The organism is Ruegeria sp. AM5 (assembly GCF_056540645.1).
In genome coordinates this window covers 123,899-150,573 of the sequence record NZ_JBQFXC010000001.1, presented here as the reverse complement: position 1 = coordinate 150,573, position 26,675 = coordinate 123,899, and the positions used below count along the sequence as shown (strand labels likewise).

Annotated in this window: 24 protein-coding genes and 1 pseudogene; 7 read left to right on the top strand and 18 right to left on the bottom strand. The window is 53.7% G+C overall.

Annotated features, from left to right (window positions below):
- Positions 1-21: 21 nt before the first annotated feature.
- From ACR0AH_RS00750 to ACR0AH_RS00735, 4 genes are all read left to right on the top strand, one after another.
- Complete coding sequence (locus tag ACR0AH_RS00750) at positions 22-834, top strand: alpha/beta fold hydrolase (RefSeq protein ID WP_480589888.1); 813 nt, start codon at positions 22-24, stop codon at positions 832-834.
- A 63-nt stretch (positions 835-897) separates the two neighbouring features.
- Positions 898-1,728, top strand: coding sequence for a class I SAM-dependent methyltransferase (locus ACR0AH_RS00745; RefSeq protein WP_480561308.1), 831 nt, complete (start codon positions 898-900; stop codon positions 1,726-1,728).
- A 117-nt stretch (positions 1,729-1,845) separates the two neighbouring features.
- Positions 1,846-2,205, top strand: coding sequence for a group I truncated hemoglobin (locus tag ACR0AH_RS00740; RefSeq protein ID WP_170403431.1), 360 nt, complete (start codon positions 1,846-1,848; stop codon positions 2,203-2,205).
- Positions 2,206-2,208: 3 nt separating this feature from the next.
- The gene (locus ACR0AH_RS00735) at positions 2,209-3,231 is read left to right on the top strand and encodes an adenylate/guanylate cyclase domain-containing protein (protein ID WP_480589884.1); all 1,023 of its coding nucleotides are present in this window, start codon (positions 2,209-2,211) and stop codon (positions 3,229-3,231) included.
- Positions 3,232-3,354: 123 nt separating this feature from the next.
- On the opposite strand, the pseudogene ACR0AH_RS00730 reads toward ACR0AH_RS00735, so the two are convergent.
- The 5 genes and pseudogenes from ACR0AH_RS00730 to xylF all read right to left on the bottom strand — a co-directional run.
- A pseudogene (locus tag ACR0AH_RS00730) lies at positions 3,355-3,705 on the bottom strand (DDE-type integrase/transposase/recombinase); the annotation flags it as partial.
- A gap of 91 nt (positions 3,706-3,796) precedes the next feature.
- Positions 3,797-5,104 (bottom strand): xylose isomerase, encoded by a 1,308-nt coding sequence (xylA, locus tag ACR0AH_RS00725; RefSeq protein ID WP_480589881.1) that lies wholly within the window; start codon positions 5,102-5,104, stop codon positions 3,797-3,799.
- 9 nt (positions 5,105-5,113) lie between these two features.
- The gene (locus ACR0AH_RS00720; RefSeq protein WP_480589879.1) at positions 5,114-5,917 is read right to left on the bottom strand and encodes an ATP-binding cassette domain-containing protein; all 804 of its coding nucleotides are present in this window, start codon (positions 5,915-5,917) and stop codon (positions 5,114-5,116) included.
- A complete protein-coding gene (locus tag ACR0AH_RS00715) occupies positions 5,917-7,215 on the bottom strand; it encodes a sugar ABC transporter permease (protein WP_170396208.1) in 1,299 nt (432 codons plus the stop codon). Before ACR0AH_RS00715 ends, ACR0AH_RS00720 begins: the two co-directional genes overlap by 1 nt.
- A 63-nt stretch (positions 7,216-7,278) precedes the next feature.
- Positions 7,279-8,298 carry a D-xylose ABC transporter substrate-binding protein gene (gene xylF, locus ACR0AH_RS00710; RefSeq protein WP_170512769.1) on the bottom strand — a complete coding sequence of 340 codons (1,020 nt, stop codon included), beginning with the start codon at positions 8,296-8,298 and terminating at the stop codon, positions 7,279-7,281.
- Between the two features lie 151 nt (positions 8,299-8,449).
- Between xylF and ACR0AH_RS00705 the strand changes: the two genes are divergently transcribed.
- On the top strand, positions 8,450-9,667 hold the full coding sequence (locus ACR0AH_RS00705; RefSeq protein WP_170733442.1) for an ROK family transcriptional regulator: 1,218 nt from the start codon (positions 8,450-8,452) through the stop codon (positions 9,665-9,667).
- Entirely contained in the window at positions 9,657-11,165 is a 1,509-nt protein-coding gene (locus ACR0AH_RS00700) for a CRTAC1 family protein (RefSeq protein WP_480589876.1), read from the top strand. The genes ACR0AH_RS00705 and ACR0AH_RS00700 overlap by 11 nt, the downstream gene beginning before the upstream one ends.
- Here the strand turns inward: ACR0AH_RS00700 and ACR0AH_RS00695 are convergent, their stop codons facing one another.
- The 13 genes from ACR0AH_RS00695 to ACR0AH_RS00635 form a co-directional block, all read right to left on the bottom strand.
- Positions 11,166-12,464: a cytochrome c peroxidase gene (locus ACR0AH_RS00695; RefSeq protein WP_170733444.1), complete on the bottom strand. Its 1,299-nt coding sequence runs from the start codon at positions 12,462-12,464 to the stop codon at positions 11,166-11,168.
- Entirely contained in the window at positions 12,454-13,401 is a 948-nt protein-coding gene (locus ACR0AH_RS00690) for an aldose epimerase family protein (protein WP_170733445.1), read from the bottom strand. The genes ACR0AH_RS00695 and ACR0AH_RS00690 overlap by 11 nt, the downstream gene beginning before the upstream one ends.
- Positions 13,402-13,409: 8 nt before the next feature.
- Positions 13,410-14,867: a xylulokinase gene (gene xylB / locus ACR0AH_RS00685; RefSeq protein ID WP_480589874.1), complete on the bottom strand. Its 1,458-nt coding sequence runs from the start codon at positions 14,865-14,867 to the stop codon at positions 13,410-13,412.
- Between the two features lie 76 nt (positions 14,868-14,943).
- Entirely contained in the window at positions 14,944-16,098 is a 1,155-nt protein-coding gene (locus tag ACR0AH_RS00680) for a Gfo/Idh/MocA family protein (RefSeq protein ID WP_170612520.1), read from the bottom strand.
- Positions 16,098-17,153 (bottom strand): sugar phosphate isomerase/epimerase family protein, encoded by a 1,056-nt coding sequence (locus ACR0AH_RS00675; protein WP_170512759.1) that lies wholly within the window; start codon positions 17,151-17,153, stop codon positions 16,098-16,100. The genes ACR0AH_RS00680 and ACR0AH_RS00675 overlap by 1 nt, the downstream gene beginning before the upstream one ends.
- Positions 17,154-17,181: 28 nt before the next feature.
- Entirely contained in the window at positions 17,182-18,240 is a 1,059-nt protein-coding gene (locus ACR0AH_RS00670) for a LacI family DNA-binding transcriptional regulator (RefSeq protein WP_480589872.1), read from the bottom strand.
- Between the two features lie 7 nt (positions 18,241-18,247).
- Positions 18,248-19,870, bottom strand: coding sequence for a dihydroxyacetone kinase subunit DhaK (locus ACR0AH_RS00665; RefSeq protein ID WP_480589869.1), 1,623 nt, complete (start codon positions 19,868-19,870; stop codon positions 18,248-18,250).
- 11 nt (positions 19,871-19,881) lie between these two features.
- Positions 19,882-20,874, bottom strand: a complete 993-nt coding sequence (locus ACR0AH_RS00660) for an ABC transporter ATP-binding protein (protein WP_170403462.1) — start codon at positions 20,872-20,874, stop codon at positions 19,882-19,884.
- Complete coding sequence (locus tag ACR0AH_RS00655) at positions 20,867-21,964, bottom strand: ABC transporter ATP-binding protein (protein ID WP_480589867.1); 1,098 nt, start codon at positions 21,962-21,964, stop codon at positions 20,867-20,869. The genes ACR0AH_RS00660 and ACR0AH_RS00655 overlap by 8 nt, the downstream gene beginning before the upstream one ends.
- A gap of 2 nt (positions 21,965-21,966) precedes the next feature.
- Positions 21,967-22,155 (bottom strand): hypothetical protein, encoded by a 189-nt coding sequence (locus ACR0AH_RS00650; protein ID WP_170399676.1) that lies wholly within the window; start codon positions 22,153-22,155, stop codon positions 21,967-21,969.
- The gene (locus tag ACR0AH_RS00645) at positions 22,152-23,090 is read right to left on the bottom strand and encodes a carbohydrate ABC transporter permease (protein WP_010442361.1); all 939 of its coding nucleotides are present in this window, start codon (positions 23,088-23,090) and stop codon (positions 22,152-22,154) included. Before ACR0AH_RS00645 ends, ACR0AH_RS00650 begins: the two co-directional genes overlap by 4 nt.
- Positions 23,087-24,034, bottom strand: a complete 948-nt coding sequence (locus tag ACR0AH_RS00640) for a carbohydrate ABC transporter permease (protein WP_170567725.1) — start codon at positions 24,032-24,034, stop codon at positions 23,087-23,089. Before ACR0AH_RS00640 ends, ACR0AH_RS00645 begins: the two co-directional genes overlap by 4 nt.
- A gap of 79 nt (positions 24,035-24,113) precedes the next feature.
- Complete coding sequence (locus ACR0AH_RS00635; RefSeq protein ID WP_170424759.1) at positions 24,114-25,433, bottom strand: extracellular solute-binding protein; 1,320 nt, start codon at positions 25,431-25,433, stop codon at positions 24,114-24,116.
- A 401-nt stretch (positions 25,434-25,834) separates the two neighbouring features.
- Between ACR0AH_RS00635 and ACR0AH_RS00630 the strand changes: the two genes are divergently transcribed.
- Positions 25,835-26,614, top strand: coding sequence for an MOSC domain-containing protein (locus tag ACR0AH_RS00630; RefSeq protein WP_170635300.1), 780 nt, complete (start codon positions 25,835-25,837; stop codon positions 26,612-26,614).
- The last annotated feature ends 61 nt before the right edge of the window (positions 26,615-26,675 follow it).

Below are 26,675 nucleotides of genomic sequence, written 5' to 3'. Positions count from 1 at the left end.
ATTTCTTTTAGAACTACTGAAATGATTAACGCACCTATTTTTGCGTTGCATTCTTCGGCGTCCAATAGTGGGCAATGGAACCAACTGGCGGCGGATCTGGAAGGTCGCTTTAGTGTTCACGCTGTTGATCTTCCCGGGTACGGTCGTAGCCCGTTGACTGGAGATAACTCTCAAAACGGTGCGGCGTTTTCTGCCATACCGGTAATCCGCGAAATCGAAGCGCTGGGAGGCCCCGTGCATCTGGTTGGGCATTCCAACGGCGGAGGCGTCGCCATCAAGGTCGCGTTGATGCGTCCTGATCTTGTCAAAAGCCTGACGGTATATGAGCCTGCAGCCTTTCATTTGCTGCAGGCTGGCAATGATGTCAGCAAGAAACTGTTCGGGCAAATCCAGCTTCTCGCGGGTGTGGTGAGCGCCGCAGCAGCGGATGGCGATGCCGCTGCTGGTATGCATCACTTTTTGGATTTCTGGAACGAGAAGGGGTTTTGGAACTCGCTGCCCGCGCAGGCCCGAGACCGGTTCATTGGGATGATCCCATCAGTCATGTCTGATTTTGCAAAAGGTTTTGCTGAAACCTGGCAACTGAAGGACCTGTCCAAGCTTGATATACCGACGTTGGTAATGACTGGTTTGGAGTCACCTGAGATTGCGCAGCACGTCTCGGTTGAGATCGCGAAGGCTTTGCCCAATGCGCGGATCGCGTTGCTGCCCGAGCTGGGCCATATGGCGCCGGTCTTCCAGCCCGAATGGATCAACTCAAGGATTTTCGAACACGTGGCCAATGTGGAGCGGCCCGTTGAAACTGTCAGCTGGCCAGAACGTCAAGCTGCCTGACCGGGGCCGCATTTAGCAATGCGGCCTTCATCAAACCACTGCTACATCAAAAGGAGCAATATCATGGGTATTCAAACATCGATCAACGCCACCACAGACTTTGCGGCAATCAAAGCAAAGCAAAACGTCGCCTGGGGCTCCGGCGACTACAGCAAAGTGGGTGTCACGCTGCAAATCACGGGCGAGGAACTGGCCGAAAGCATGGATCTGATGCCTGGTTCCAAGGTACTGGATGTCGCCGCCGGGAATGGTAATGCCACCCTGGCCTTCGCCCGGCGCTTTTGTGATGTTACATCGACCGACTATGTAGAAGCCCTACTGGACGCCAGCAGCCAGCGCGCCAAAGCGGAAGGTCTGTTCGTGACCTACAAGGTTGCCGACGCCGAAAACCTGCCTTTCGATGATCAATCCTGCGACGCGGTGGTTTCGACGTTCGGCGTGATGTTCACACCGAACCAACAACAATCAGCAGCAGAGCTGCAACGGGTCGTCAAACGCGGCGGCAAGATTGGTCTGGCCAACTGGACGCCGGACAGCTTCATCGGCCTTCTGTTCAAAACGATCGGTAAACATGTGCCTCCACCTGCTGGCGTAAGCTCTCCGGCTTTGTGGGGCAGCCGGGACTGGATTGAAGAAGCCTTCGGATCGCGCAGCACCATCGTTTCGTTCCGACGCAAGAACTTCATGTTCCGCTACCGTTCAGCCGAACACTTCCTAGAGTATTTTCGGACTTTCTATGGCCCGATGCAAAAGGCCTTCGATGCACTGGACGCATCGGGACAAGAGGCGCTGCAGCGCGATATCATGGCCCTGATCGAGAAGTTCGATATCTCAGGCAATGACACACTTTGCATCTCATCCGAGTACGCTGAAATTGTCATGCAGCGCGGCTGAGATCGTGAATCACTGGCTCATCGTTCTTTGACCCAACCGTCAAAGAACGATGAAGATCACCCGGTGTAGTCGATCCACCATTTTCTTGGTATTAGTTTGTTTAAGGGGGATTTTGTTATGGCCGAGCGCACACTTTATGAAAAGTACGGTGGGTTTTCACAGATCAGCAAGATCGTGTTCTCGTTCTATGACATCCTGCTGGACAATGACGAGGTTGGACCCTTCTTCGACAACGTGGATATGAGCCGCATGGTCGACCATCAGACCAAGTTCATAGCATCGCTCCTTGGTGGTCCGGCCTCCTACACCGACAATCAACTGCGCCAGTTACACTCTCATCTCGCAATTACGGATGACCATTTCGACGAGTTGGAGGTCGTGCTCCGTGATGCTTTGCAAAGACACGGCGTGGATGCCGAGGATATCGATATCGTTGTCGCGGAATTCAGTAAACGTCGCCCCTTGATTGTTGGATAAATCATGACCATCGAAGCCATCAATGAACAGCTCCTTCGCGCGATTGGTGTGGGCGTTGCCCTACTGGACCGTCAATCGCTGAAGTTTGGGTTCCGCAATGATACGTTTGAAGAGTGGTTCAGTGCCGATGGCCCTTCAGACCAATTGCAGCAGCTCTTTCCTGATCTGGATATCGACACAGTGCAAACAAGCCTGTCCGGCACCGGGCGACATACATCAGAAATCACGTTCAAAAAGAAACGCCGCACACTGGTGATCGCACTCGATTTCACGGTCGCGCATGACGATGTGCTGGTTCTGGTATGTCAGAACATCACCCGCATCAAAGAGCTGGAGTCCATGATCGACTCCTATTCGATGATGGTGGAACGGAACACCCGCGAGTTGAAGCGGGAAAAGGAGCAGGTTGAAAAACTGCTGCTAAATCTGATGCCCCGGTCGGTCTACGAAGAGTACAAGACTTTCGGCGTGGTCACGCCACAACTCTATGATCCCGTCTCCGTCCTGATGCTCGATTTCGTGGGGTTCACGGATATGGTCGCCTCGCAGGACCCGAGCGTCACGGTCACCGAACTGAATGATATCTACAGCGCGTTCGATCGCATAGGTGAGCAATTCGGTTGCGAACGGATCAAGACGATTGGAGACGCATATATCACCGTCGCAGGCCTGCCCGATCCGACACCGGATCACGCCAAGGCAATCGCAAACACAGCCATTCGTTTCGTACGCTATTTGACCCGCCGAAACCTGAGCCATCCGCATCAGTGGCGGTGCAGAATTGGACTGGCCACGGGATCGGTAGTCGGGTCGGTCGTTGGCATCCAGAAGTATGTGTACGATATCTTTGGTCCGGCTGTGAATCTGGCCTCCAGACTTCAGGAATTCTCTGACCCGATGCAGATTTCAGTCCAGGACGAAGTCGCGCAGGTCCTCAAAGATCAGTTTGACCTTGAGAATGTCGGTGCGCGAACAATCCGTGGGTTTGGAGAGCAAGACATCTGGCGCTTGTCCGACGATAGCTAAGCGTCAATGCCCGCTGTAATCCTTTGTTCGCACTAAATGGTGACTGATCACTGCAGTGACTACAGTAGGCTGTTTACCCAGTCCCAAAACCACTGATCTTGATCCCGAAATAAGCGGCTACTCGTTTCGGCGTTTGGTGACAACGGTTTCCAGCACCTCGCCTTCGTGATCAACAACCCGCCAGAGGCAATGTCTCTTACCATTCACCTTCACAAAATCTCGTCGGCGTGCCACTTCCATATCGAGAGTGCGCGCAGTTGTTGCATCCGCTATCTTCGGATCTCAGAGGCAAACACTGGACCGAACCGGTTCCAACAGTAGCAGTCGGTTTCGTGACTCAGGTCGATGCCTCGCTCGTGCAACAGATCTACGGCATTCCGAAGCGAGAGCGGGAATCGAATGTACAGCATCACGGTCAAGCGGATGATCTCAGAACCGGTTATTATAGTATTTGAAAGATGCAGGTCTGGTCATGGGCAAAAGCTACGCAGCACCCCTACCCCGCCCTAGCAAAGTTCTTCTGGCAAGACTCTTTTGACAGTTCCCCGATTGCAGTTTTCCTTGGTCACACAAACCTGTTCACATAATTCTCCAGAATCTCCTGACGCCCAGATTGTGGTTTCGGGTTGGTATTTTCCTGCAGAACCCGGGCAGAAATCTCTTCCAGACTGCTACCCAACATAGAAACTGCTTCCGGCGTGTTCCAACCGGAATACCGTTGCGAAAGCGCGTTTTCCAAACCTCCATCTTCAATCATAGCAGCCGCTGCTTTCAAACCACGTGCGCATATGTCCATTCCACCGATATGAGCCGCCACCAGATCGACAGCGTCAATCGATTGCCGGCGAATTTTGGCGTCGAAATTTGTGCCGCCGGTGGTAAAACCACCAGCTTTCAGGATGTAATAATAAGCCAGGGCAACTTCTGGTGTGTTGTTCGGGAACTGGTCTGTATCCCATCCAGATTGGTAGTCGTTGCGGTTCATATCAATCGAACCCAGCATCCCTTCAGCTGCCGCGACCGCTATTTCATGCTCAAAGCTATGCCCGGCAAGGATCGCGTGGCCCTGCTCGAGATTCAGCTTCACTTCTTTCTCCAAACCGTACTTCCTAAGAAATCCGATGCAAGTAGCTGCATCATAGTCGTATTGGTGCTTGGAAGGCTCCTGAGGTTTCGGCTCTACAAGAATAGTGCCTTTGAACCCGATCTTGTGTTTGTATTCTACGACCATATTCAGAAAACGGCCCATGTGGTCCAGCTCAGTTGTCAGGTCCGTGTTCAGGAGGGTTTCGTAGCCCTCACGACCACCCCACAGAACATAGTTTTCGCCGCCTAGTTTGTGAGTTGCATCCATGCAGGATTTCACGGTCGCTGCAGCGAATGCAAAAACGTCGGGATCAGGATTGGTACTGGCGCCAGACATCCAGCGACGATGACTGAACATATTGGCCGTACCCCAAAGCAGTTTGCTGCCAGAAACTTGCATCTTTTCACCGATGTAATCGGTGATTTCTTCCAATGTGCGCAGGTTATCGGCAAAATTTCCCTGTTCGGGCCGGATATCAGCATCGTGCCAGCAAAAAAATGGCTGCCCCAAAAGCTCAAACAATTCGAATGCAATATCTGCCTTCTGGCGGGCCCGGCCCATATCGTCCTGAGGATACCATGGACGTTCGAACGTAGGTCCACCAAAGGGGTCTCCGCCCTCCCACGCGAATGAATGCCACCAGGCCACAGCAAACCGCAGATGGTCCCCCATACGCTTGCCCATGATGATTTCATCCGGGTCGTAGTGACGAAAGGCCAACGGGTTCTTGCTATCCACGCCTTCAAACTGGATCTTCTCGATCCCTTCAAAAAATCCACTTGGCATTTCTGCCCCCTATTCTGCTTTTTGTGCTGGCTGCTTGCCGAGAATGATCATCGACAAAAGATCGTCATCAGTTACGTCTGCGATATCGACCGTCCCAACCAGTTTTCCGTTCTTCATGACCGATGCGCGGTCGCACAGTTCCATGACGGCATGCACGTCGTGATCGATCAGAAATATCCCGATGCCTTGCGCCTTTAGCTGGTGGATCAGATCCGCCACCATCTGAGTTTCATGTGGCCCAAGCGCTGCTGTGGGTTCATCCATGATCAGGATACGGGCGTTGAAATAGACCGCGCGCGCGATGGCCACCGATTGCCTTTGGCCGCCGGATAATGCGGAAACAGGGTCGCTGAACTTCTGAAAGTTCGGGTTGAGCTGCGCCATGATCTTGCGGCATTCGGCCTCCATGGCTGCGTCGTTGACCAACCCAAACGGTGTCGTCATCTCGCGCCCAAGAAAAAGGTTCGAGGTCGCGTCCAGATTGTCGGCCAAGGCAAGCGTTTGATAGATGGTCTCAATATTGTTCGCCCGGGCGTCACGAGGATTGCCAATCTCGACCGGCTTGCCATCGATCAGAATCTCGCCGTGGTCCATCTGATAGGCGCCGGACAATACCTTGATCAACGTGGACTTTCCGGCCCCGTTGTGGCCAAGCAGGCCAACGACTTCACCCGGATAGAGATCGACCGACACATGGTCGACGGCCTTGATCCCACCGAAGGAAATCGAGATGTCGCGCATCTCGACCAATGGCGGCGCGCCTGAACCGCGCCCAGTGCCAGAAGGTTTTTTCTGCGTATCCTGAGCTTGCATCACTTTGCCCCCAGTCGCTTGCGGTAAACGATGTCGATATAGACGGCCAACACGAGGACGCTGCCGACGACGATGTTCTGAAACGGCGCGTCAACGCCAACCATTGCCATGCCCGATTGCAGCGCCTGCATGATCAATGCACCCAGGATCGCGCCATAGATAGTGCCGATGCCGCCCGACAATGCGGTTCCTCCGATCACTGCAGCTGCTATGACCCGAAGTTCGTCGAGCGTACCAATGTCGTTCGAATGGTTCGCCAAGCGGGCCGAGGCGACCACCGCGGACACGGCGCACAAGAAACCCATCAAAGCAAAGATTTTCACGGTTAGCAGTCGAGTGTTGATACCCGAAAGCTCTGCCGCATCCGGGTTGCCGCCAGTGGCAAAGATGTACCGACCAAACCGGGTTTTTCGCGCCACAATTGTCAGCGTGACAGCCACGATGATTAGGATGAGTACAGAAATCGGTATGCCGTATCCGACGACCAGCCCCTCTGGCATTGTCTCTCCGCGCGCTTCGAACATACGTTGCAGCCGCCGCGTTGGTATGGCGTAACTGTTTACGATGTAAACGTACCCAAGGATGGCGATTGCGATTATCCCGGCCAGAGTGGCTTCGGCCCAGACAGGTTTGACAGGGAATCCATGTGCCGCCTTTGCGCGACGACTGCTCCACAAAGCCCAGATCGCGATTGCGGTAGCAAACAAGCCGAACAGCCAGCTTGTCGTCGTTCCCAATGTCCCGTTGGTCCCGCCAAACATCAGGAATGTACTATCCAGAGGACCGATCGTCTGACCGCTAGTCAAATACCACGCCACGTTTCTCCAAACCAGAAATCCACCAAGCGTGACGATGAAGGCTGGTATCGTCAGGTATCCGACCATCCAGCCATGAAACGCACCAATCAGCGTGCCGACAAACAGCCCGACAACAATGGTGATCGCCCAGGTTGCTGGATTGTTCAAACCCATCCCAAGGACTTGCGGCAAAAGCTCAGTTTGCGTCATTGCCATCACAGCCGAGGTAGTTGCCAGCAGCGCTCCTACCGACAAGTCGATGTGCCGCGTGACGATAATGAACACCATCCCACATGCCATAATGGCGACCGAAACTGTCTGGATGGACAGGTTGAATAGATTGCGCGGCGTCAGGAACCTTCCATCTGTGAAGATGTTGAACCCGATGCACAGGATGACAAACGCGCCGATCATTCCCAAAAGCCGCATATCCAGTTCCAGTTGCTGGAACAGGCTGGGTTTCGCTTTTTCAGGTACCGGCTGAGACGAAGTTTCGGTCATTTCCGATCTTTCATATTCAGCATTTGCCCCAGGCCCGGACAAAAGGGCCCAGGGCTGAGTGGTTTAGTTACAAGGGGCAGGTCCGTTTTCAACGCCTTGGCAAAGATCTTCCAGCGGGATCCATCCGGCATCAACAACCACGGACAAGTTGTCCTTAGTGATTGGAACAGGCGCTAGGAAAACCGAGTTCATCTCGGTCCCACCCGGTGATGTCCAGCTAACTGCGCCTTCGACATCAGCAGGGCTTGTCCCACCGCTCAATGCGACAGCAATTTCACCAGCCGCCTTTCCAAGTTCGCGAGCATCCTTCCAAACCGAAACCGTCTGCGTTCCCAGTGCGACACGATTCAATGCCGCGTGGTCGCCGTCCTGACCGGAAACCGGAATGCCTTCCATGCCCTGTGCGGTCAGCGCAGCAACAACACCGCCTGCAGTACCGTCATTCGACGCAACGACTGCATCCACGTTGTTTTCGTTCGCGGTCAGGATTTGTTCCATGTTCCGCTGCGCGTTCGCGGGCAACCAACCATCTGTGTAGGCTTCACCAACAATTACAATGTCACCGCTGTCGACGGCTGCTCCGATGATCTCTTGCTGACCACCGCGCAGGAAATCTGCGTTTGGATCAGTAGGAGAGCCTTTGATCATCACGTAGTTGCCTTTGGGCATGGCCTCAAAGACAGCCCGAGCCTGCATTCTGCCGACTTCCACGTTGTCGAAGGTCAGATAAAATGCTCGGTCGTCCTCGATCAGACGGTCATAGGCAATCACAGGAATACCTTCGTCCGCCGCGGCCTGAACCGCCGGTCCAATGGCCTGCGCGTCCTGCGCTAGGATGATAAGCGCGTCCACGCCTTGCGCAATTAGGCTTTCGATATCCGAAAGCTGTTTGGCCGAGGATGATTGCGCATCGGCCGAGATATACTCGGCACCGCCGGCTTCTAACGCCGATTTGATCGCGGCTTCGTCTGTCTTCCAGCGCTCTTCCTGAAAGTTGGACCAGCTTACGCCGACTACCGGCTCTGCGAACGCAGTCGAGGCCAGCAGCGTGGCTACAGCTGAGAAGCTGAGAATTTTTTTCATGATTTCCTCCCATATGCAGAGCCATCTCAACTCGATTCGCGGCTCTCACAATTTCAAATAACACATTTATTTCAGTCGGTAAAATATTTAGTCTATAAGACACATCAAAATTCAAATAGATTGAACCAAAGATAAGATTCGCGAGGGCAAGATGCTGAAAAGCAAAGCGTCTGTAGTTTCTTTGGACCAACGAAACGCGACCCGCCTGCGGGTGTTGGAACAGATCAGAAGCAATGGATCCGTATCGCGGATTGATATCGCATCCGCCTTGGAGACCAGTCCTGCCACGATCACTTCAGCGACGGCTGATCTGATCTCGGCAGGGCTGATCAAGGAAACCGAAGGCGAAGCTCAGTCAAAGTCTGGAAAAAGAGGTCGGCCCAGAGTTTTGCTGCAATTGGATGGCCAATCCATCCTTGTTGCGGGCCTGAAGATTGCTCGTCAGGTGATCTCGGTCATTTTGGTGGATTTTGAAGGCAACGAGGTGACGTCGCACAACGTCCCGCTTGAAGACGCCCGAATGTCGCCGACGAACCTTATATCAACTATTCGCGAAGCCCTTGAAGATACGTGCCAACGGGTCGGTCTTTCAATCGGACACTTGGCTGGCGTTTCAATCGGATTGGCCGGGCAGATTGATGCGGCAAGGAACTTTGTCCACTGGTCATCCTCGGTAACTGAAAGAAACATTGACTTCAGCCCTTTACTTGCGAAAGAACTCCCCTGCCCTGCATTCGTGGAAAACGACGCGAACCTTGTCGCAAAGGCTGAACAGCTTTCTGGGCTAGGCAACGGGTTGAAGAATTTCCTTGTCGTCACGATCGAACATGGTGTTGGGCTTGGCATCGTTCTGGACGGCCGACTTTATCGCGGGGAAAGAGGGTGCGGGGCCGAATTTGGGCATACTAAGGTGCAACTCGATGGCGCATTATGCCAATGTGGACAACGAGGGTGTCTGGAAGCCTATGTGGGGGACTACGCCCTGATCCGGGAAATGACTGTCACAGGTCACGCCGATAATATGCAAACGGTCTCGGATATCCACGCTCGCGCCAATTCCGGTGATGATAGAGCCGCCTCGGTTCTAGCGCGTGCAGGACAGATGTTCGGGCTTGGAGTATCCAATCTGATTAATCTGTTCGATCCCCAGTGCATTATTGTATCGGGCGCGCAAATGAGTTTTGAACACCTTTGCTCAGCCGAAGTTATGACGCGCATTCGAAATGGTGTTGTGAATGTCGACGCACCCTTGCCTGAAATCAAAGTGCATCACTGGGGTGATCTGATGTGGGCCAAAGGTGCGGCCGCCTATGGGATCGAACAAGTCTCGATCCTGAAGGTGAAGGAGCTTGCGGCGAATGCGTCCTGAACTTGCGGCATTACTCTTTCTTGCCACGGCTGCCGAAGCGGGCACTCAACCGCAATTCAAAGTAATAGATGTACCTGCACATATCTACGACGGCGGTTGGGAGCATTTTGTGGGTGGTGGCGTAGCAGTTTTCGACTGTGACGGCGACACGTTTCCCGAATTGTTCGTCGCGGGCGGATCCAATCGATCTCAGCTGTTCAAAAACACCTCTCGGGGCGAGATTTCTTTTCGGATTGAAACGCCGGATCCACTGTTCTTGACGGGAGTAACCGGTGCTTACCCATTAGACATTAACGGCGACGGCTTGACTGACCTGGCCATTTTGCGCGTTGGTGAAGATGTGCTGCTTCAAGGGCAGTCGGATTGTCAGTTCCGTCCCTTCGATAACATCGAGTTCCAATCCGAAGATCACTGGACCACAGGGTTTTCAGCCACTTGGGAAGAAGGCCAGTCTATGCCGACTCTGGCGTTTGGAACTTACGTGGATCGCTTCGATCCAGAAGGTCCGTTTGAATCCTGCGGGCCAACCCTGCTCTATCGCCCGAACGGGAACAGTTATGGCCAACCCCAGCATCTGAAACCGGGATATTGCTCGCTTTCCATTTTGTTTTCAGACTGGGCGCGAACCGGACGTGCTGACCTCCGTATCAGCAACGACCGCCACTATTATGTTCGTGGTGGGCAAGAGCAACTATGGGCCATGGAGCCAGAGCCCCGATTGTATTCGCCCGAAGACGGATGGCTGCCCTATTCGATCTGGGGCATGGGAATTGCCTCTCGCGATCTGACCGGAGACGGCTTTCCTGAGGTTTACTTGACTTCGATGGGTGACCAAAAACTCCAAATTTTTGACCCCGATACCGGCGGCCCGACGTGGCGCGATGCAACTTATGAAAAAGGCACGACTGCCCACAGGCCGCATGTCGGCAATGACGGAAGGCCGTCGACCGGTTGGCACGCGCAGTTTGGAGACGTCAACAATGACGGCAGAGACGACATCTTCGTCGCCAAAGGCAATGTCGAGCAAATGCCCGATGCAGCACTGAACGACCCGAACAACCTTTTGGTTCAGGATTCGGAAGGTCAGTTTATCGAAGCTTCGGCAGAGGCTGGTGTTGCGTCGATAGCGAAGTCTCGCGGCGCAGCGCTTGCGGATCTGAACAACGATGGGCGGCTCGATCTGGTGGTCGTAAACCGTGGATCAAAACTTGAGGTCAACCAGAATATTTCAGCAGGTGGCAATTGGCTGTTGGTAGAAGTTACTCAGGACAAATTCAATTGGGCAGCGGTAGGCGGATTTGTCGAGGTTCAAACCAGATGGGGCTTACAGACCCGCGAAATAACTATTGGCGGCGGACATGTAGGAGGCACGGCTGGCTATCATCATTTCGGCTTGGGGGCTGAAACTCAAGTACAGTTACGGGTAATATGGCCGGACGGAGAAGTCGGTGCGTGGCAGGAGGTCGTACCGAACCAGATCGTTGAAATGCATAGGTGACTATTGATCTACCGGCAGACCGCTTGGAACATAGGCGGGAACGCCCAACCTCTGTGCAGGGTCTTCAAGGCTTGCCAGAAAGCTCAATAACGCGTCGATCTCATTATCCGTTAGAACAACCTTCGGTAAACCGTTGCTTTTGGCTATGGCATCTAGATGTTGCTGATCCAGCAGCGGAGTTTCGTCTTCAGAACCCGGAAAATCTGGCAAATAAGCCATTTCAGTAGTGTAGCTTCGCAAAGAAGAAACCGAGTCCAGATGGTGGCGTACGATATCCTCCAGCCGTGCAAATGCTCCATTGTGCCCGTAAGGAGCGGTTAGCGTCACATTGCGGAGCGATGGCGTACGAAAGGCAAACGCGTCCTCGGAGTTACCCGTGACGCGAAGACGACCATCATCTCTGACATGGTTCTCAAATCGAGCGGCCTTTCCGGGCCCGATTTGCGGAAGGGCGATCGAATGAAACTTGTGATCTGTTTGGAACCATCCCACGTGGCATGCGCTACACCCCGCCTCTCCATAAAACAGGTTCATGCCAAGTTCGGCGTCTTCGGATAGTGTGGCCTCGCCTCGCATCGCGCGATCAAAAGGACTGTTATCTGCGCGCCATTCGAACGCGATGAAATCTGCGATCACATTTGCTATGGCCGTGAAAGATATCTCACCACCCGGCGTAATGGCTTCAAACCGCTGCTTGTATTCTGGGATAGCGGCAACACGTGCTGCAATCAGATCCCACGCGCCGCCTTGCTGTGTCAAAAGCCCGAGTCGAACTGCCTTGCTGACGTCATTTTCCGAGTAATGACCGGCCATTTCGTCTGGTGAAAGAACCGGGAACATCGCCTGCGCCGCTAATGCCGATTGGAAACCGGACCGCATATGTGTCCCCAAAGGTGTTCTAATCCCGTTGGGTTGTGTTGGATCGGCCTCAAGGCGCCCATCATGAAAAAACGTCGTAAACTCTGTCGCACCAAGATTCCAAAGCGCCGGTGAATTACGGGGAATGCGTTGCTCCGGCGTATTCTGGGGATCCAGCCTGCGTTCAGCAGCCAGGCCAATCCCGCCTTCCCCGATTCCTAACGAAAGGCCGTCCGAAGTGCCAAACCTCGGGTGATGGCAGGTCGCGCAACTGATGTTCTTGTTGCCGGACAAAATCGGGTCGTAGAATAGCAACTGTCCTAGTTCAACGCGGTCGAAATCAGGTTCTAGGAAAGTTGGAGGTGGCCCAAGCTCCTGAGCGTTGGCGCCATTGCCGGCAATCAAAAAGCCAATGGTGGAAATGACTAACCTAGCTCTCATTGCCATCTTCCGAAATCTCGAGCGTGAGCACCTGCCTGTACGGTTTCTCGTAGGTGCATATGATCGAAGGAAACGAGGGTATGTTGGGCGCATTCGGATATCCGGAGGGTTCGATGCACAAACCAGCCGAACCGCTTAGCGGCTTCGCCAATTGGGCACCCGAATAGACCTGTACTCCGGGTTGGTCAGAATAAGCAGTCAGAGAAAGACCAGACGGTGCGGTGAACTTCGCGATCGGACCAGTTGGATCGCGATTCAGGTCAAAGCAGAAATAGTGGTCGATGGCCTTTGGAACATGCCCGATCGATCTGGGCGCAGAGAAATCAAGTTCGCCGTTCTTGGTCGAACACACCGCACCGGACGGAACTCCTTGTTCGTCTAGTTCCAAGTAGCGGACAGAGGCCAGTTCCAGCTTGTGTGCGTCGACACCTTTTGAGCTGCCCAACGAATAATAGTTATGCTGCGTTAGGCTGATCGGCGTAGGACGGTCAGGATAACCTTTTAATATATAGGTCAACCGTGGGTACCGCAGCGTGACGCTGACCTCGAACCGGACATTCGCAGGAAAACCGCTTTCCCCGTCGTGTGAAAGGTAGTGCAATACCACTTCGTTCGGTGCGGTCTGTCTAAGGTTCCAGAATTGTTTGGAAAGCCCCTCAGCCCCGCCATGCAGAGTATTCTTACCCTCATTGGCGCTAAGCCCAAAACGTGTGCCTGCCAACTCGAACCGCGCGCCGCCGATCCGGTTCGCAACACGACCTACAACTGCGCCCACATAACTTGTATCGAGTAAGTACTTGATTGGATCATCAAACCCCAAAATAAGCGGTATATCCTTGAACCACCAACTTTGAGTGATTGCCCCGTAGTTCAGTACCGATGCCCGCATATCGCCATCGGTCAGCATAACCGTCTCGACCCGAGAAGAATATTCCATTGTAGGCGTCATCCTGCCGCCAAGGGCGCCAGTGCCATGTAATATTGTCGATATCGCCCATATTCCCTTTCATAGTGTTCGGCCAGATCGTTACGTGGATCGATAACTTCCTGAATTTTGGGCGGTGTCATGATGTCCCCGAGGTTTGCGTTGTTGGCCGCGCAGATAGCGAGGCGCGCTGCGCCCATCGCCGCTCCGAAATCACTGCCTTTTGGCAAGCCCAACGGCACTTGCAATACGGTCGCCATTGTTTCCAACCAGAACCTGGATCGTGCGCCTCCTCCAACAGCCATCAAGTTGGTCGGTACGGTTCCTGTGCTTTTTAAGGCTTCAAGACAGTCCCGCATCGCAAAGGCGACGCCTTCCATCACAGATTGTGTCAGTTCAGCGGGGCCCGACGCGACATCTATGCCTAAGAAAGCTGCTCGGATCCGGCTGTTGTTATGCGGCGTTCGCTCGCCTGAAAGGTACGGTAGGAACGCAATCGAAGAGGGTCCGGTTATACTGCCGGGTACCATCGACGCCAGTTTTTCCACAGATTGACTTAGATTGCGAGACAACCAATTCATACTGTTTGTTGCCGAGAGTATGACCCCCATTTGTATCCACATTTCGGGAACAGCGTGGCAAAAGCAGTGTACAGCAGTTTCAGGTGCCGGAGCATATGCATCCCGAGCAACAAGAAGAACTCCGGACGTTCCCAAAGATACAAAACCCGCGCCGTCCCGAATGCTCCCGATGCCACAGGCGGCGGCCGCATTGTCGCCTGCGCCACCTGCCACAACGACAGGATTGGAAAGCCCCCACGCCCGCCGCAGCTCAGTTTTCAACTCACCAGCCGGTTCGTTCCCCTCGACAAGACGCGGCATCTGTGAGGCATGCATGTGCCCCAAACCCAAAGCCGTTTCCGACCACTGCCGATTGTCTACGTCCAACCATGATGTGCCGGCACTGTCTGACATGTCCGATATGTAATCACCCGTCAGCCAAAACCGCAGATAGTCTTTAGGCAATAGAACCTTGGCTGTTTTTGAGAACACCTCGGGCTCGTGCGATCGCACCCATTCCAGTTTCGGGGCCGTGAAGCCAGGAAAAACGATGTTTCCTGATATGGTGCGCATCTGTGGAATCTGGTCGAGTGTACTTGCCTCGTCCGCCGAGCGTGTATCATTCCATAGAATGCAGGGCCTAAGAACCCTTCCACTGGCATCCAATAAAGTGGCACCATGCATGTGTCCGCTCAGACCAATGCCGCGAAGTTTTGCGAATGCCGGTTCGTTGTCCGCACGGAGATTCGCGACAACTTCTAAGCACGCGCTAATCCAATCTGACGGATTCTGCTCGGACCAGCCGGGTTTTGGCGTCGATGTAGAAATGCCAGCTTCTGCGTCGCTGACGACGAGACCGGATTCATCGATCAGAATGCCTCTGAGACCCGACGTTCCCAAATCCAATCCAAGATACATTCGGCGCCATCCTTTGAGTTTTATTTTAGTTAGTAAAATTAATTATGGAAGACGCAGTGTCAAGACGACTGTCGCGCTACTCCAACTTTACCCAAGCCGCATTTCTTTCAGAGCTTTGCACGCAAGCTGCAACGAACCTGACACCATTCAATCCATCCTGAACAGTGGGATAGATCACCGATGGATCAGCTGAATTGCCACTTCGAAACGCTGTTATGGCGTCCGCAGCTTCACTATAGACATTTGCAAAACCTTCCAGATACCCTTCCGGATGGCCCGGAGGCACCCTGCTCAGACGGTTGGCGGCGTCCCCGGCTCCGGCCCCATTTCGGGTGATCAGTCGTTTCGGCTCACCATAGGGCGTAAACCAAAGATAGTTTGGATCTTCCTGCGCCCACTCGATCCCACCTTTTTCACCATAGACACGCAATCGCAGTGCGTTTTCATTGCCGGGGGCAACTTGGGACGACCACAGCATCCCGCGCGCGCCACCGTCGAACCGCAGCAGGACATGTGCGTTATCGTCGACCCTACGCCCCGGCACAAAGGCCTGCAAGTCAGCCGCAAGGCTTTCCGCCTTCAAGCCTGTCACAAAGCAGGCGATATTGTAGGCGTGGGTTCCGATGTCACCCGTCGATCCCCCTGCTCCGGAACGCTCAGGATCGGTTCGCCATTCGGCTTGCTTAAAGTCTTGCTGCTCGGTCAACCAGTCCTGCGGATATTCAACCTGAACCACGCGGATATTGCCAATCTCGCCGTTGGCGACCATCTCACGCGCCTGCCTGACCATTGGATAACCGGTGTAGTTATGGGTTAGAATGAACAGCGCGCCTGAACTCTCCGCCGCCTTCACGAGCTTCTTGGCATCCGCAAGGGTCGAAGTGAGGGGCTTGTCGCAAATCACGTGAATACCGCGTTTCAAGAACTCTCGCGCTGCGGCGTAATGAACGTGATTAGGCGTGACGATCGAGACTGCTTCGATCCCCGATTTCAAACGCGCTTCTCTGATCGCCATCTGCTTAAAGTCGTCATAGACCCGTTCGAGCCCCAACGCTTCTCCGCTTTCTCGAGATTTTTCTGGCGTTGAAGACAAGGCACCTGCGACCAACTCGAACTTGTCATCCAAGCGCGCCGCAATTCGATGCACACCTCCTATGAAAGCATCAGTGCCGCCACCAACCATGCCAAGGCGAATGCGGCCTGATTTTACTTCACTGCGTCCAGTTACCATTAGTCTATCCCCAGCATTTTTCGATTGGCCGCCATATCGGTGCCGCCATCCGCAAAGTCGTCGAATGCTTTCTCTGTGACACGGATAATGTGGTCAGAAACGAATTGCGCGCCTTCGCGCGCTCCGTCTTCTGGGTGTTTCAAGCAGCACTCCCACTCGACCACGGCCCAGCCGTCAAAATCGTTTGCAGCCATTTTCGAAAAAACGGCCCCAAAGTCGACCTGACCATCACCAAGCGAGCGGAAACGCCCTGCCCGGTTAACCCAGCTTTGATAACCAGAATAGACGCCCTGCCGACCGGTCGGGTTGAACTCGGCGTCTTTGACATGGAACATCCGGATTCGGTCTTTGTAGATGTCGATATTATCCAGGTAGTCGAGACACTGCAGAACGTAATGCGACGGGTCGTATAGCATACAAGCCCGAGCATGATTGCCCGCCCGTTCGAGGAACATCTCATAGGTCACGCCATCATGCAGATCCTCGCCTGGATGGATTTCATAACAAACATCGACTCCACAATCTTCTGCGTGATCCAGGATCGGGACCCAACGGCTGGCAAGCTCATCAAATGCTGTTTCGATAAGGCCAGCAGGACGTTGCGGCCAAGGGTAAACATAAGGCCATGCGAGCGCGCCAGAGAATGTCGCGTGCGCTGATATCCCTAAATTTTTGGAAGCTGACAGCGCCTTCTTAACCTGATCAACGGCCCACTCCTGCCGGGCTTTTGGGTTTCCCCTGACGCTTTCGGCGGCGAAGCCGTCGAATGCTGCGTCGTATGCGGGATGCACGGCAACAAGTTGGCCCTGAAGATGCGTGGACAACTCCGTCACTTCCACGCCGTTCTCTTTGGCCTTGCCCTTGAATTCATCGCAGTAATCCGTGCTTGAGGCAGCGGTTTCAAGATCAAACAACCGGCCGTCCCAACTGGGCACCTGAACGCCTCTGTACCCACAATCCGCCGCCCATTTGGTAATGGTGTCCCACGAGTTGAAAGGCGCTTCATCTCCGGCGAACTGTGCCAGAAACAACGCCGGGCCTTTAATCGTTTCCATAATGTCTCCTCCCCAAAAACCGATGCCTCTATGGCGGTAAATTTTCCTTCAGATAGATATCGATGCGAATACGTTCTTGTGCCTTGTTGAACGGAACCTTGTCTGATGTTGCGCGCAACAGACGGACCGTGGATCGGACCAAGTGACCTGAATCCTGCGAGATTAACGCATCAAATGTTCCACGGCTCAGTGCGTCACGGCTGAGCGGCGTGAGTTCATGGGCTATGATCACCAGATCTTTGCTGATTTTGCTGTCGGACAGAAACTGGATCAAACCGGCGTTGCCAGCAGCGGAAGAATAGATACCGACAAGATCTGGATAGGTCTCAAAAATCTCGGGCATCATCTTGTAAATCAGCTCAGGGTCATCGCGACCTTCGACCGACGCCACAACTTCGAGATGCGGAAAATCTTCGGCAATCACCAGATCGAAACCCTGCCGTCGTTCCAAATGATCCCGTGCCAAGCGCGAGCCTGTCAAGACCAACAACTTTCCCTTGCGATGCACAAAGCGCCCCATCAACTGTGCCGCAGTCCGACCAGCCGATACGTTGTCAACTCCGACGAAGTGGTCGCGCTCCGAGCTGGGCAGGTCAGACACCAACGCGACGACTGGAACGCCTTTGTCCCGGACCCGTTTCACTGCATCACGTACCGACGGTGTTTCCGGACCGAAGACAGCGACGCCATCGGCTTCCCGAATGTCCAAGGCGTCTAGGATTTCGACAATTTCCTGGGGATCAAATGGAGCGACACGTTGGATTTTCATACGCGTCCGCTCGATGAACTGATCGCGCGACTGTTCTACGATTTGCTTGCTAAGCGCTTCGACAAACTCGTTGTCGCTATCGGGCAGCACAAACAAGAAGTTATAGACACGCTTTCTCGCAAGGTTGGCTGCAGCGGTGTCGCGGACATAGCCAAGCTCATTAATTGCCTGTTGAACCTTTTGTACAGTCACTGCACGAACGCCCGGCCGTCTGTTCAGGACACGATCAACGGTTGCCAGACTGACACCCGCAACACGCGCAATGTCATTCACAGTTGGTTTGTTCACCAATTCTAGTTTGTGTTTTTGCTCTTTCACGTGTCGTTCAGCCTTTAATCTCCTGCGCCAACCCCTCGAACAGCAAGGCGACGGCTTCAGCGCCAGGGTCGTTGTTTCCCATCAGGTTTTCCTCGGGAACATAAGCGGCCCGACCGGCCTTGGCACGGTGAATATTTGCAGTGCTGTCCGCGCCTTCGCGCGCTGCATGTGCAGCTTGGACCAATCCCAAAGGCAGAGCGTCCAAAGCGGGTGCCAACGCATCGATCATTGTCCTGTCGCCGACCTTCGCGCCCCCAACCTGGCTGACGCGGTTCAAACCTTCCGCCAAAGACTTCGGGATCGATGCGCCACTGGCGCAGGCGTCTCCTGCTGCATTGAAAAAGATGGCAAGAATGACCCCTGAAGAACCACCCATTGTTTGGCTGAGTTCGTTGCCCAAAGCCGGAAAAAGTTGCGTCAGATCCGCAAGTGGCATTCGGTCCAGACTACCCTGCAGAGCCCTGGCCGCAGTTGCCAATGTGCTGCCGGTATCTCCATCGCCGGACTTGGCATCTAACTCATTCAGGTCCTTCTCAGCATTTATCATCAATTCGGACAATCGCGTGATCGTTTCCTTCGTCGCGGGATTGTTGGATGGAATAGGATCAATCGGTGTCAAGCCATCAGGCAAAGGCGCGACTTGAATTGGATCAATAGAATTGACGCCTGGCCATGCCACGAGAGCGACCGGAGCTTCAAGCGCCGACAGTTCGCCTTCGCTCACGGGCAAGACAGAAACAGAGAATCCGTGCATGTCCAGAGATGTCATCATTGGCGAAGGACCGATAATGTGACGCGCCATCCCTGTTTCGGATAACGCGTGCGTCAACACGGACATTTCCAGTGGGGTTGTAGACCCGAGGTTGTTAACCAACGCAACACATTCCCCCGAGCTAATCCGTTGTTTTAACTTTCCTACGACGGTGGACATAGCCGTGACCGCGTTGGCAAAATCCACCTGCTCAACACCCGGTTCGCCATGGATTCCCAAGCCCAACTCGGCTTTGCCCGGTGCAATCCTGTCCTCTTTCGGAGATCCCGGAACGGTGCAGGTATCGAGGCTCATCCCGATACTGACCACTTTACCGATGACGCTTTTTGCAGCCTTGGTCACTGTGTCCAGGTCAGCGCCATCTTCCGCAAGCGCGCCTGCAATTTTGTGTACGAACAAGGTCCCGGCCACACCACGCGGCTGCGGCAGATCCGGCAAGGCGATGTCATCATCGACTACCACCATCTCAACCTTGCGCCCCAAGGCGCGGGCGCGTTCCGCCGCAAGCCCAAAGTTCAACCGATCACCAGTGTAATTTTTCACAATTAGCAAACACCCCGCCTCACCGGTCACGGCCAGAATGCCCGCAAGAACCGCCTCAACTGAAGGCGATGCAAACACCTCTCCACACACAGCCGCAGTCAGCATGCCAGCCCCGACAAACCCAGCATGAGCAGGTTCGTGACCAGACCCGCCACCAGACACCAATGCCACCTTGGATTTGTCCCAATCCGAGCGGTAAACCACCTTGATATGCGGGTAGCCGTCCAATCGGGTCAATGCGCCGCCAGAAGCGGCCAAAAGACCGTCAATCGCGTCTGTAACAAGGGTTTCTTTGGTGTTGAGGAACTGGGCCATGCTTTTGCTCCTTAATTCACGCGCGCGCCGGACGCGTCAAAATACAACGGGTTGTGTGGGCGGATTTTTATAAGTTTTCCAGATGGATAATCCTGATGTACATCAATCAAGGTCACAACCGGGTGACCGTTCAGGTCCAGGTGTAGCCGCGTTTGATCCCCCAGATGCTCTGCGCGTATTACCCGCGCTTCGCTGCCTTCTCCTTCGATGATGTTTTCCGGGCGAAGACCTATTTGCGGACCTTTGTGATTGCCTCCGAACAGCTCGGAAGGCAGAATGTTGATCCGCGGCAGTCCCAACCGGCTGGCGACATAAACGCTACCGGGGTTTTCATAGATGTCCCGGGGTGTTCCGTACTGAACCAGCCTGCCGTTTTCCAAAACGCCGATATGCGTCGCCATTGTCATGGCTTCGACTTGATCATGGGTCACGTATAGCAAGGTCGATCCCAGATCCGCCTGAATTCTTTTTAATTCGACCCGCAAATCCGCCCGAAGCTTGGCGTCTAAAGAGCTGAGGGGTTCATCCATCAGAAATATCTGGGGGTCTCGCACCAGCGCTCGTCCAATTGAAACGCGCTGCATTTCACCGCCAGACAGTTCAGTCGCTTTGTTGTTCAACTTGTGCGGAATCTGGAGGATGTCCGCAACTTCGTTAACCTTCCGCTTGATCTCATCCTCTGGCGTCTTCAGGATCGGCGACCTCAGAGGAAAAGACAGGTTCTCCCGCACTGTCATATGCGGGTACAGTGAGTATTGCTGGAAAACCATAGCCACATCGCGCTGGGCTGGCGTTTCTATTCCAACATCCCGTCCAGCAATGCGAACGGTTCCAGAATCCAGTTTCTCAAGTCCGGATATCAATCTCAGCGTCGTTGTCTTTCCCGCGCCCGTTGGACCCAATAGCACCACAAAGGCGCCGTTGGGGATCGTCATTGAGATATCATCCACCGCCTTTAGATTGCCGAATGACTTCGAGATATTCTCTAAAACGACTTCAGCCATTACTTAGTACCTCGTCGTTCAGAGCGGACCTCAACGCGCGTCCGGTGGCCTTTTCAAACAGTGTTACTGAGGGTGAGCGGAACTCTAACCCCACCGTCTCGCCGGGATTTACGACTTCGCGAGCATCAATCCGGGCTTTCAGCTCTCCGTTCGGGCTTTGCAGCGTCACGATCTGGGTGGTTCCCAAATATTCTGTCGCCAGAACCTTGGCTCTGTAGGCGCTCGCATCCGATAGAAAAACATGCTCAGGGCGAACCCCAAAAACTAAGTCACCTTCCGCCCCCTCCATCAGTTTGGGCACGGCTTCGTCATGGCCATTTAGTCGAACCATTTCCGAGTCAGGCGCGACCTTTCCTTGAAACGGCAGGAAGTTCATGGAAGGGGACCCGATAAAATCTGCAACGAACATTGTGGCTGGTTTGTCGTAGATTTCCTGAGGTGTGCCGAATTGCTCAATCACAGCGTTGTTCATCACTACGATCTTGTCGCCCATTTGCATGGCTTCCAACTGGTCGTGTGTCACGTAAACAGTGGTTGCGCCCATACGGTCATGAAGCGCGCGTAACTCTTCGGCCATGTGTTCTCGAAACTCGGCATCTAAGGCACCCAACGGTTCGTCCATCATGAATGCCTTGGGTTCGCGAACGATCGCGCGGCCCAGCGCCACACGCTGCCGGTCGCCACCTGACAGTCCACCTACCGGGCTATCGAGGATGTCGTTGATCCCCAGAATTCCCGCGACTTCTTCTACTTTGGCTTTTACAGCAGCACGCGGCATGCCCTGCGATTTCAGGGGGTAGCTGATATTTTTGCGCACGTTCATGTGGGGATACAGCGCAAACATCTGGAACACGAATGCAATGTCTCGCTCTGATGGGGGTCGCTGGCTGATTTCTTCGCCGTCGAGATAGATCTCACCCGATGTTGGAAGCTCCAAGCCTGCGATCATCCTCAGCGTCGTTGTTTTGCCGCAGCCCGATGGACCAAGCAGCATGAAGAATTCACCATCTTCAATCGTGAACGAGCTTTCCCGCACAGCGGTGAAATCGCCGAACATCTTCTTTACGTTTTTGACAACGATCTGGGCCATTTCTACTCCGGAAAATGGCTGACGATGATGAACATGACAGTTCCGATCAGCGTAACGATGAAGGAATAAGTGAACGCCCAAAGGACGAACGGTTGCATCAGCATAAATACGCCGACCGCGATGAGGATGGTCGCGACCATCTCCCATGGGCCTCGGCGAAAACGCATTAATCCTGATAGAAACTCGCTCATTTGCGCACCGCTCCGAATGTGATCCCGCGCAGCAGGTGTTTGCGCATCAGGATGGTGAAAATCATGACCGGAATCAGGAAGATCGTGGCACCAGCCGCAACTGCAGGCCAATCTAGACCGCCGATGCCGATGATAGTCGGGATGAACGGCGGTGCGGTCTGCGCGTTCGCAGATGTCAGCAGCACGGCAAACGCGTACTCATTCCAAGCGAAGATCAGGCAGAAGATCGCAGTTGACGCGATGCCTGTGGCGGCTTGTGGCAGTACAACTTTGTAGAAGGCCTGAAACCGGGTGTAGCCATCTATTAGTGCCGCTTCCTCGTACTCTCGCGGGATTTCGTCGATGAACCCTTTCAGCAGCCAAACAGCCAACGAGATGTTCACACCCGTATACAGAAGGATCATCCCCAAATGCGTGTCGCTTAGACCGAGGTTTCTGAACATCAGGAAGATTGGGATCGCAACGGCAACCGGGGGCATCATTCTCGTACTGAGGATGAAGAACAGAAGGTCATCCTTGAGCGGCACCTTGAAACGGCTGAATGCATAAGCAGCCAAGGTGCCAAGGAAGATGCTTAGGAACGTCGATCCAAACCCGATGATCACCGAATTCATAAAACGCTCGCCAAACTTGGATGGCCCGACAATCACCATGTCGTATTGGCGGACGATCTCATCGGCCCAGTTCTGTGGCGGGTTGGCTTCCAGGAACTCCTGCGTCTGCCGTGTGCGAGTGGTGAAGAGATTGACATAGCCTTCAAGTGTTGGGTCAAAGACAACCTTGGGCGGATAGCTGATCGCGTCGGCTGGAGACTTGAAGCCAGTTAGCAAAATCCAAACCAGCGGGATCATCGTGATCAGCGCATAGGTGATAACCAGAAACCCGGCGATCCACTTTGAACGGTTCGAAGGTTCGGTGACGGAAAAACTGCTCATCTCTGTTTCACCTTGTTCAGGGCTTTGACGTAGATCGACGCAAGGCCGAACACGGTGACGAAAAGGATGATCGCATAGGCCGAGGCATAACCCGTGCGCCATTTCTCAAAGGCTTCGCGCTTCAAATTGATGGAGGTCAGCTCCGTAACAGACCCTGGCCCGCCGCCCGTCAGTTGCACCACCAGATCGAACATCTTGAAGTTCTCGATCCCTCTAAACAGCACCGCCAACATGAGGAATGGCAGGACCATCGGGATGGTAATCGTAAAGAACTGGCGCAGCTTGCTGGCCCTGTCGATCTCAGCTGCCTCGTAGATGTAATCGGGAATACTGCGCAGCCCGGCCAGACAGATGAGCATCACGAAGGGGGTCCACATCCAGGTGTCGACAATCACGATGGACCAGGGCGCCAGCGTTACGGACCCGAGCATCTCAAAGCTCGACGGGTCTTTGCCGGTAAACCACGATACGATGTAGTTAAACAGACCGATCTGGGGCTGATAGAGAAACTTCCAGAAGTTCCCGACGACGGCAGGCGACAACATCATCGGCAGCACGATGATCGTGGTCCAAAGATCATTGCCCTTGAATTTCTTGTTGATCAACCACGCCAGAGTAAATCCGATCAGGACTTGAAAAAAAATCGTCCAGAACAGGAAATGCGCCGTCGCCTGCATGTTCAGCCAGGTGTCCGAGTCCGTCAGGATACGCTCGTAATTCCTGAGCCCGACATCTTTGACTTCACGGCCGATCCGGTTGGCCTTGTAGTTGGTAAAGCTCAGTTGGATGGTCCAGATCAAAGGGAAGATATTGATCGCCAGCAGTAGAAATATCGTTGGGGAGATGAATACCCAGGCGATCGCGCGGTCGGATAACCCCCGAATTTTTCGCGCAACTCGCTCGGGCGTTGCCTGCGCAACGCGATCTACGGTCCTGTCAGACATCTCTTTGCCAGTTCTTGTTGGTTTAGGACTCACGGGTGAAGGTAGAGCGGGTTTGCACCCGCTCCTGCCTGTGTCCGGACTAAAGCTTGCCTTCGTCTTCGAAGACTTCCGTCCAATCTTCGATCAGAAGATCAAGCGCTTCTTGAGCTGTGCCTTGGTCGGCAACCACGTAGTCGTGGATGCGCTTCTGCATTGCCAGCAGCAGTTCCGCGTAGGCAGGCTCTTGCCAGAAATCCTGCACCCCGGCCATTGCTTCGAGGAAGTCACCGGCGAACGGTTGGCTGTCTACGAAACCAGGATCTTCAAGCACCGAATTATGTGCTGAGTAGCCGCCTAGTTCCCACCATTTGGCCTGAACTTCTGGCTGCGCGAACCACTTAATGTACTCGAGCGCGGCGTCCTGTTTGTCAGAGTAGCTGACAACAGAGATACCTTGTCCGCCCAGTGTCGAGCCTGCCTGATTTTGTGGTGGGTTCACGAAGAAGTCGATCTTGTCACCACCGGTATTGGGATCGGCATAGAGACCCGGGAAGAACGCGAACCAGTTCATAGCCATGGCGACCTGACCGGACTTAAAGGCGTCCAAGCTCTCTCCCATGTAGGAGTTTGTGTATCCTGGGGGTGTCGCTGTTTTGTAGAATTCTTTGTAAAACTCTAGCGCTTCGACTGCTTCGGGCGAGTTTACGGCACCCTCCATATCGTAGGATCCTGGTGTGTTTTCATATTTGAAGCCCCACGGATAGAGCGCTCCGGTCACACCCATGGTGATCCCTTCGGACCCACGCTCTGTAAAGATCGCCGCACCGTAGACCGTCTTTCCATCGATCTCACGACCCTGGAAAAACTGCGCGATTTGCAGCAATTCTTTCTGAGACTGAGGTTCACGCAAATCTTGCCCTGTTGCTTCCTTGTACGCAGCTTGGATGTCCGGATTCTCGAACCAGTCCTTGCGATAGAACCAGCCGTTTGCATCCCCCATTGCGGGCAATGCGTAGTAGTTCGGAGTACCTTTAGGCCATGTCGAATAGGCGTAAACCGTTGCCGGCGCGAAATCGTCCATGCTGATGCTCTCGGCATCGAAGAAATCATTCAGTTTTACATAATGACCATTTTCAGCGCCCCCGCCGATCCACTGACTATCTCCGATCAACAGGTCACAGAGCTTACCCCCAGAGTTCAGCTCATTCAGCATCCGGTCCGCAAAATTTGGCCACGGCACAAACTCGAAGTTCATAGTATGGCCGGACTCAGCTTCGAATTCTTTTGAAAGCTCAACTAGAGCGTTGGCCGGGTCCCATGCTGCCCAACACAGTGTCAGATCTTCGGCATATGCCCTTGTAGAAAGAGTAGTAGCGGCAAGGACTATTGCGCTGGCCGAGGCCAGTTTTGAGTAAGTCATCCATTCCTCCCTTTTTTGCGCCGTCATTCGAGGATGTGCGAATCGCGGCATGTCTATAAGGCTATTTGAGGTACGCACCTCAAGTCCAGAAAATTTTGAGGTTCGTACCTCAAAATCACCGCCAACACATCAACGTATCCCAGTAATAATATGCTTTTACTATATATTTCTTCTTCTCGATCACTCAGGTTCATCAAGCGCAAAGGAAGAAGGAATTCGAAATCAAACGCGCTGATTCTTCAAATCAAGGCACCGACGGTATTGCATTTCCAACCCGAGCTTATCCATGATTATGCCGAAGCCCAATTCTTGCCGTTCAACCAAGAATCCAATGTAGGATCGCTAGGAGAGCGCTAGCTAGCCTCACCACACGGATATCTCGACAAGCCAGGACCCCAATTATGAGTAAACTCACCATTGTCCGGATGAACCGCTACCCAATCAAAGGTTTGAGCCCGGAACCACTAAGCACCATAAACCTGCGAGCGGGTGACGGCATTCCTGGTGACCGCCTTTTCGGCTTTGCCCGCTACAACTCCGGTTTCGACCCTCGAGATCCAAAACCATTGAGAAAAGACCGCTTTGTTGTACTTTTGAACGAAGCAAGACTGGCTGGACTGCAAACTAAATTCGACGCTCAAACTCAATTGCTGGAAATTAAGCACGGAAGGAAAACTCTCCACTTCGATATGAGTGAGCCAAACGGGCAATTGGACGCGGCGAGTTTCCTCAATAACACACTCGACTTAAGAGACCCCGAACCGCCAGTGTTTGTCTCTTCCCATCCGCATCGATTCACAGACGTTTCGGTCGTGTCGCCAAAAATGATGAACGCAATTTCCGTTCTCAACCTAGCGTCTGTTGATGCACTTAGTAGAGAGCTGAATGTGGAAATACACCCGGCAAGGTTTCGTGCGAATATTGAATTGGACGGACCACCTCCATTTTCCGAGTTGGACTCTGTCGGCTCAACCTTGGCCTTTGGCGATGTGAAACTAAAGATAATTTCGCGAACAAAAAGATGTGCCGCTACCGAAGTTAACCCTCAAACAGCCGAACGAGACCTGAAAATCCCGTTCCTTATTCGGAAACACTTGGGCCACATGGATATGGGCGTGTACGCAGAGGTGCAGGAGAAGGGAACCCTAAACGTGGGCCAACATGGAAAGATAACGCAGTAGAACAAATATGAACCAATCTCAGCTAGGCTCTGGACCCATTGATTTGGATGCAAGTGCTGTC

Bases quoted from the DNA above. Each gene is read 5' to 3' on its own strand.
- ACR0AH_RS00750 (WP_480589888.1), top strand. From the start codon at position 22: ATGATTAACGCACCTATTTTTGCGTTGCATTCTTCGGCGTCCAATAGT.
- ACR0AH_RS00745 (WP_480561308.1), top strand. From the start codon at position 898: ATGGGTATTCAAACATCGATCAACGCCACCACAGACTTTGCGGCAATC.
- ACR0AH_RS00740 (WP_170403431.1), top strand. From the start codon at position 1,846: ATGGCCGAGCGCACACTTTATGAAAAGTACGGTGGGTTTTCACAGATC.
- ACR0AH_RS00735 (WP_480589884.1), top strand. From the start codon at position 2,209: ATGACCATCGAAGCCATCAATGAACAGCTCCTTCGCGCGATTGGTGTG.
- xylA (WP_480589881.1), bottom strand. From the start codon at position 5,104: ATGCCAAGTGGATTTTTTGAAGGGATCGAGAAGATCCAGTTTGAAGGC.
- ACR0AH_RS00720 (WP_480589879.1), bottom strand. From the start codon at position 5,917: ATGCAAGCTCAGGATACGCAGAAAAAACCTTCTGGCACTGGGCGCGGT.
- ACR0AH_RS00715 (WP_170396208.1), bottom strand. From the start codon at position 7,215: ATGACCGAAACTTCGTCTCAGCCGGTACCTGAAAAAGCGAAACCCAGC.
- xylF (WP_170512769.1), bottom strand. From the start codon at position 8,298: ATGAAAAAAATTCTCAGCTTCTCAGCTGTAGCCACGCTGCTGGCCTCG.
- ACR0AH_RS00705 (WP_170733442.1), top strand. From the start codon at position 8,450: ATGCTGAAAAGCAAAGCGTCTGTAGTTTCTTTGGACCAACGAAACGCG.
- ACR0AH_RS00700 (WP_480589876.1), top strand. From the start codon at position 9,657: ATGCGTCCTGAACTTGCGGCATTACTCTTTCTTGCCACGGCTGCCGAA.
- ACR0AH_RS00695 (WP_170733444.1), bottom strand. From the start codon at position 12,464: ATGAGAGCTAGGTTAGTCATTTCCACCATTGGCTTTTTGATTGCCGGC.
- ACR0AH_RS00690 (WP_170733445.1), bottom strand. From the start codon at position 13,401: ATGGAATATTCTTCTCGGGTCGAGACGGTTATGCTGACCGATGGCGAT.
- xylB (WP_480589874.1), bottom strand. From the start codon at position 14,867: ATGTATCTTGGATTGGATTTGGGAACGTCGGGTCTCAGAGGCATTCTG.
- ACR0AH_RS00680 (WP_170612520.1), bottom strand. From the start codon at position 16,098: ATGGTAACTGGACGCAGTGAAGTAAAATCAGGCCGCATTCGCCTTGGC.
- ACR0AH_RS00675 (WP_170512759.1), bottom strand. From the start codon at position 17,153: ATGGAAACGATTAAAGGCCCGGCGTTGTTTCTGGCACAGTTCGCCGGA.
- ACR0AH_RS00665 (WP_480589869.1), bottom strand. From the start codon at position 19,870: ATGGCCCAGTTCCTCAACACCAAAGAAACCCTTGTTACAGACGCGATT.
- ACR0AH_RS00660 (WP_170403462.1), bottom strand. From the start codon at position 20,874: ATGGCTGAAGTCGTTTTAGAGAATATCTCGAAGTCATTCGGCAATCTA.
- ACR0AH_RS00655 (WP_480589867.1), bottom strand. From the start codon at position 21,964: ATGGCCCAGATCGTTGTCAAAAACGTAAAGAAGATGTTCGGCGATTTC.
- ACR0AH_RS00650 (WP_170399676.1), bottom strand. From the start codon at position 22,155: ATGAGCGAGTTTCTATCAGGATTAATGCGTTTTCGCCGAGGCCCATGG.
- ACR0AH_RS00645 (WP_010442361.1), bottom strand. From the start codon at position 23,090: ATGAGCAGTTTTTCCGTCACCGAACCTTCGAACCGTTCAAAGTGGATC.
- ACR0AH_RS00640 (WP_170567725.1), bottom strand. From the start codon at position 24,034: ATGTCTGACAGGACCGTAGATCGCGTTGCGCAGGCAACGCCCGAGCGA.
- ACR0AH_RS00635 (WP_170424759.1), bottom strand. From the start codon at position 25,433: ATGACTTACTCAAAACTGGCCTCGGCCAGCGCAATAGTCCTTGCCGCT.
- ACR0AH_RS00630 (WP_170635300.1), top strand. From the start codon at position 25,835: ATGAGTAAACTCACCATTGTCCGGATGAACCGCTACCCAATCAAAGGT.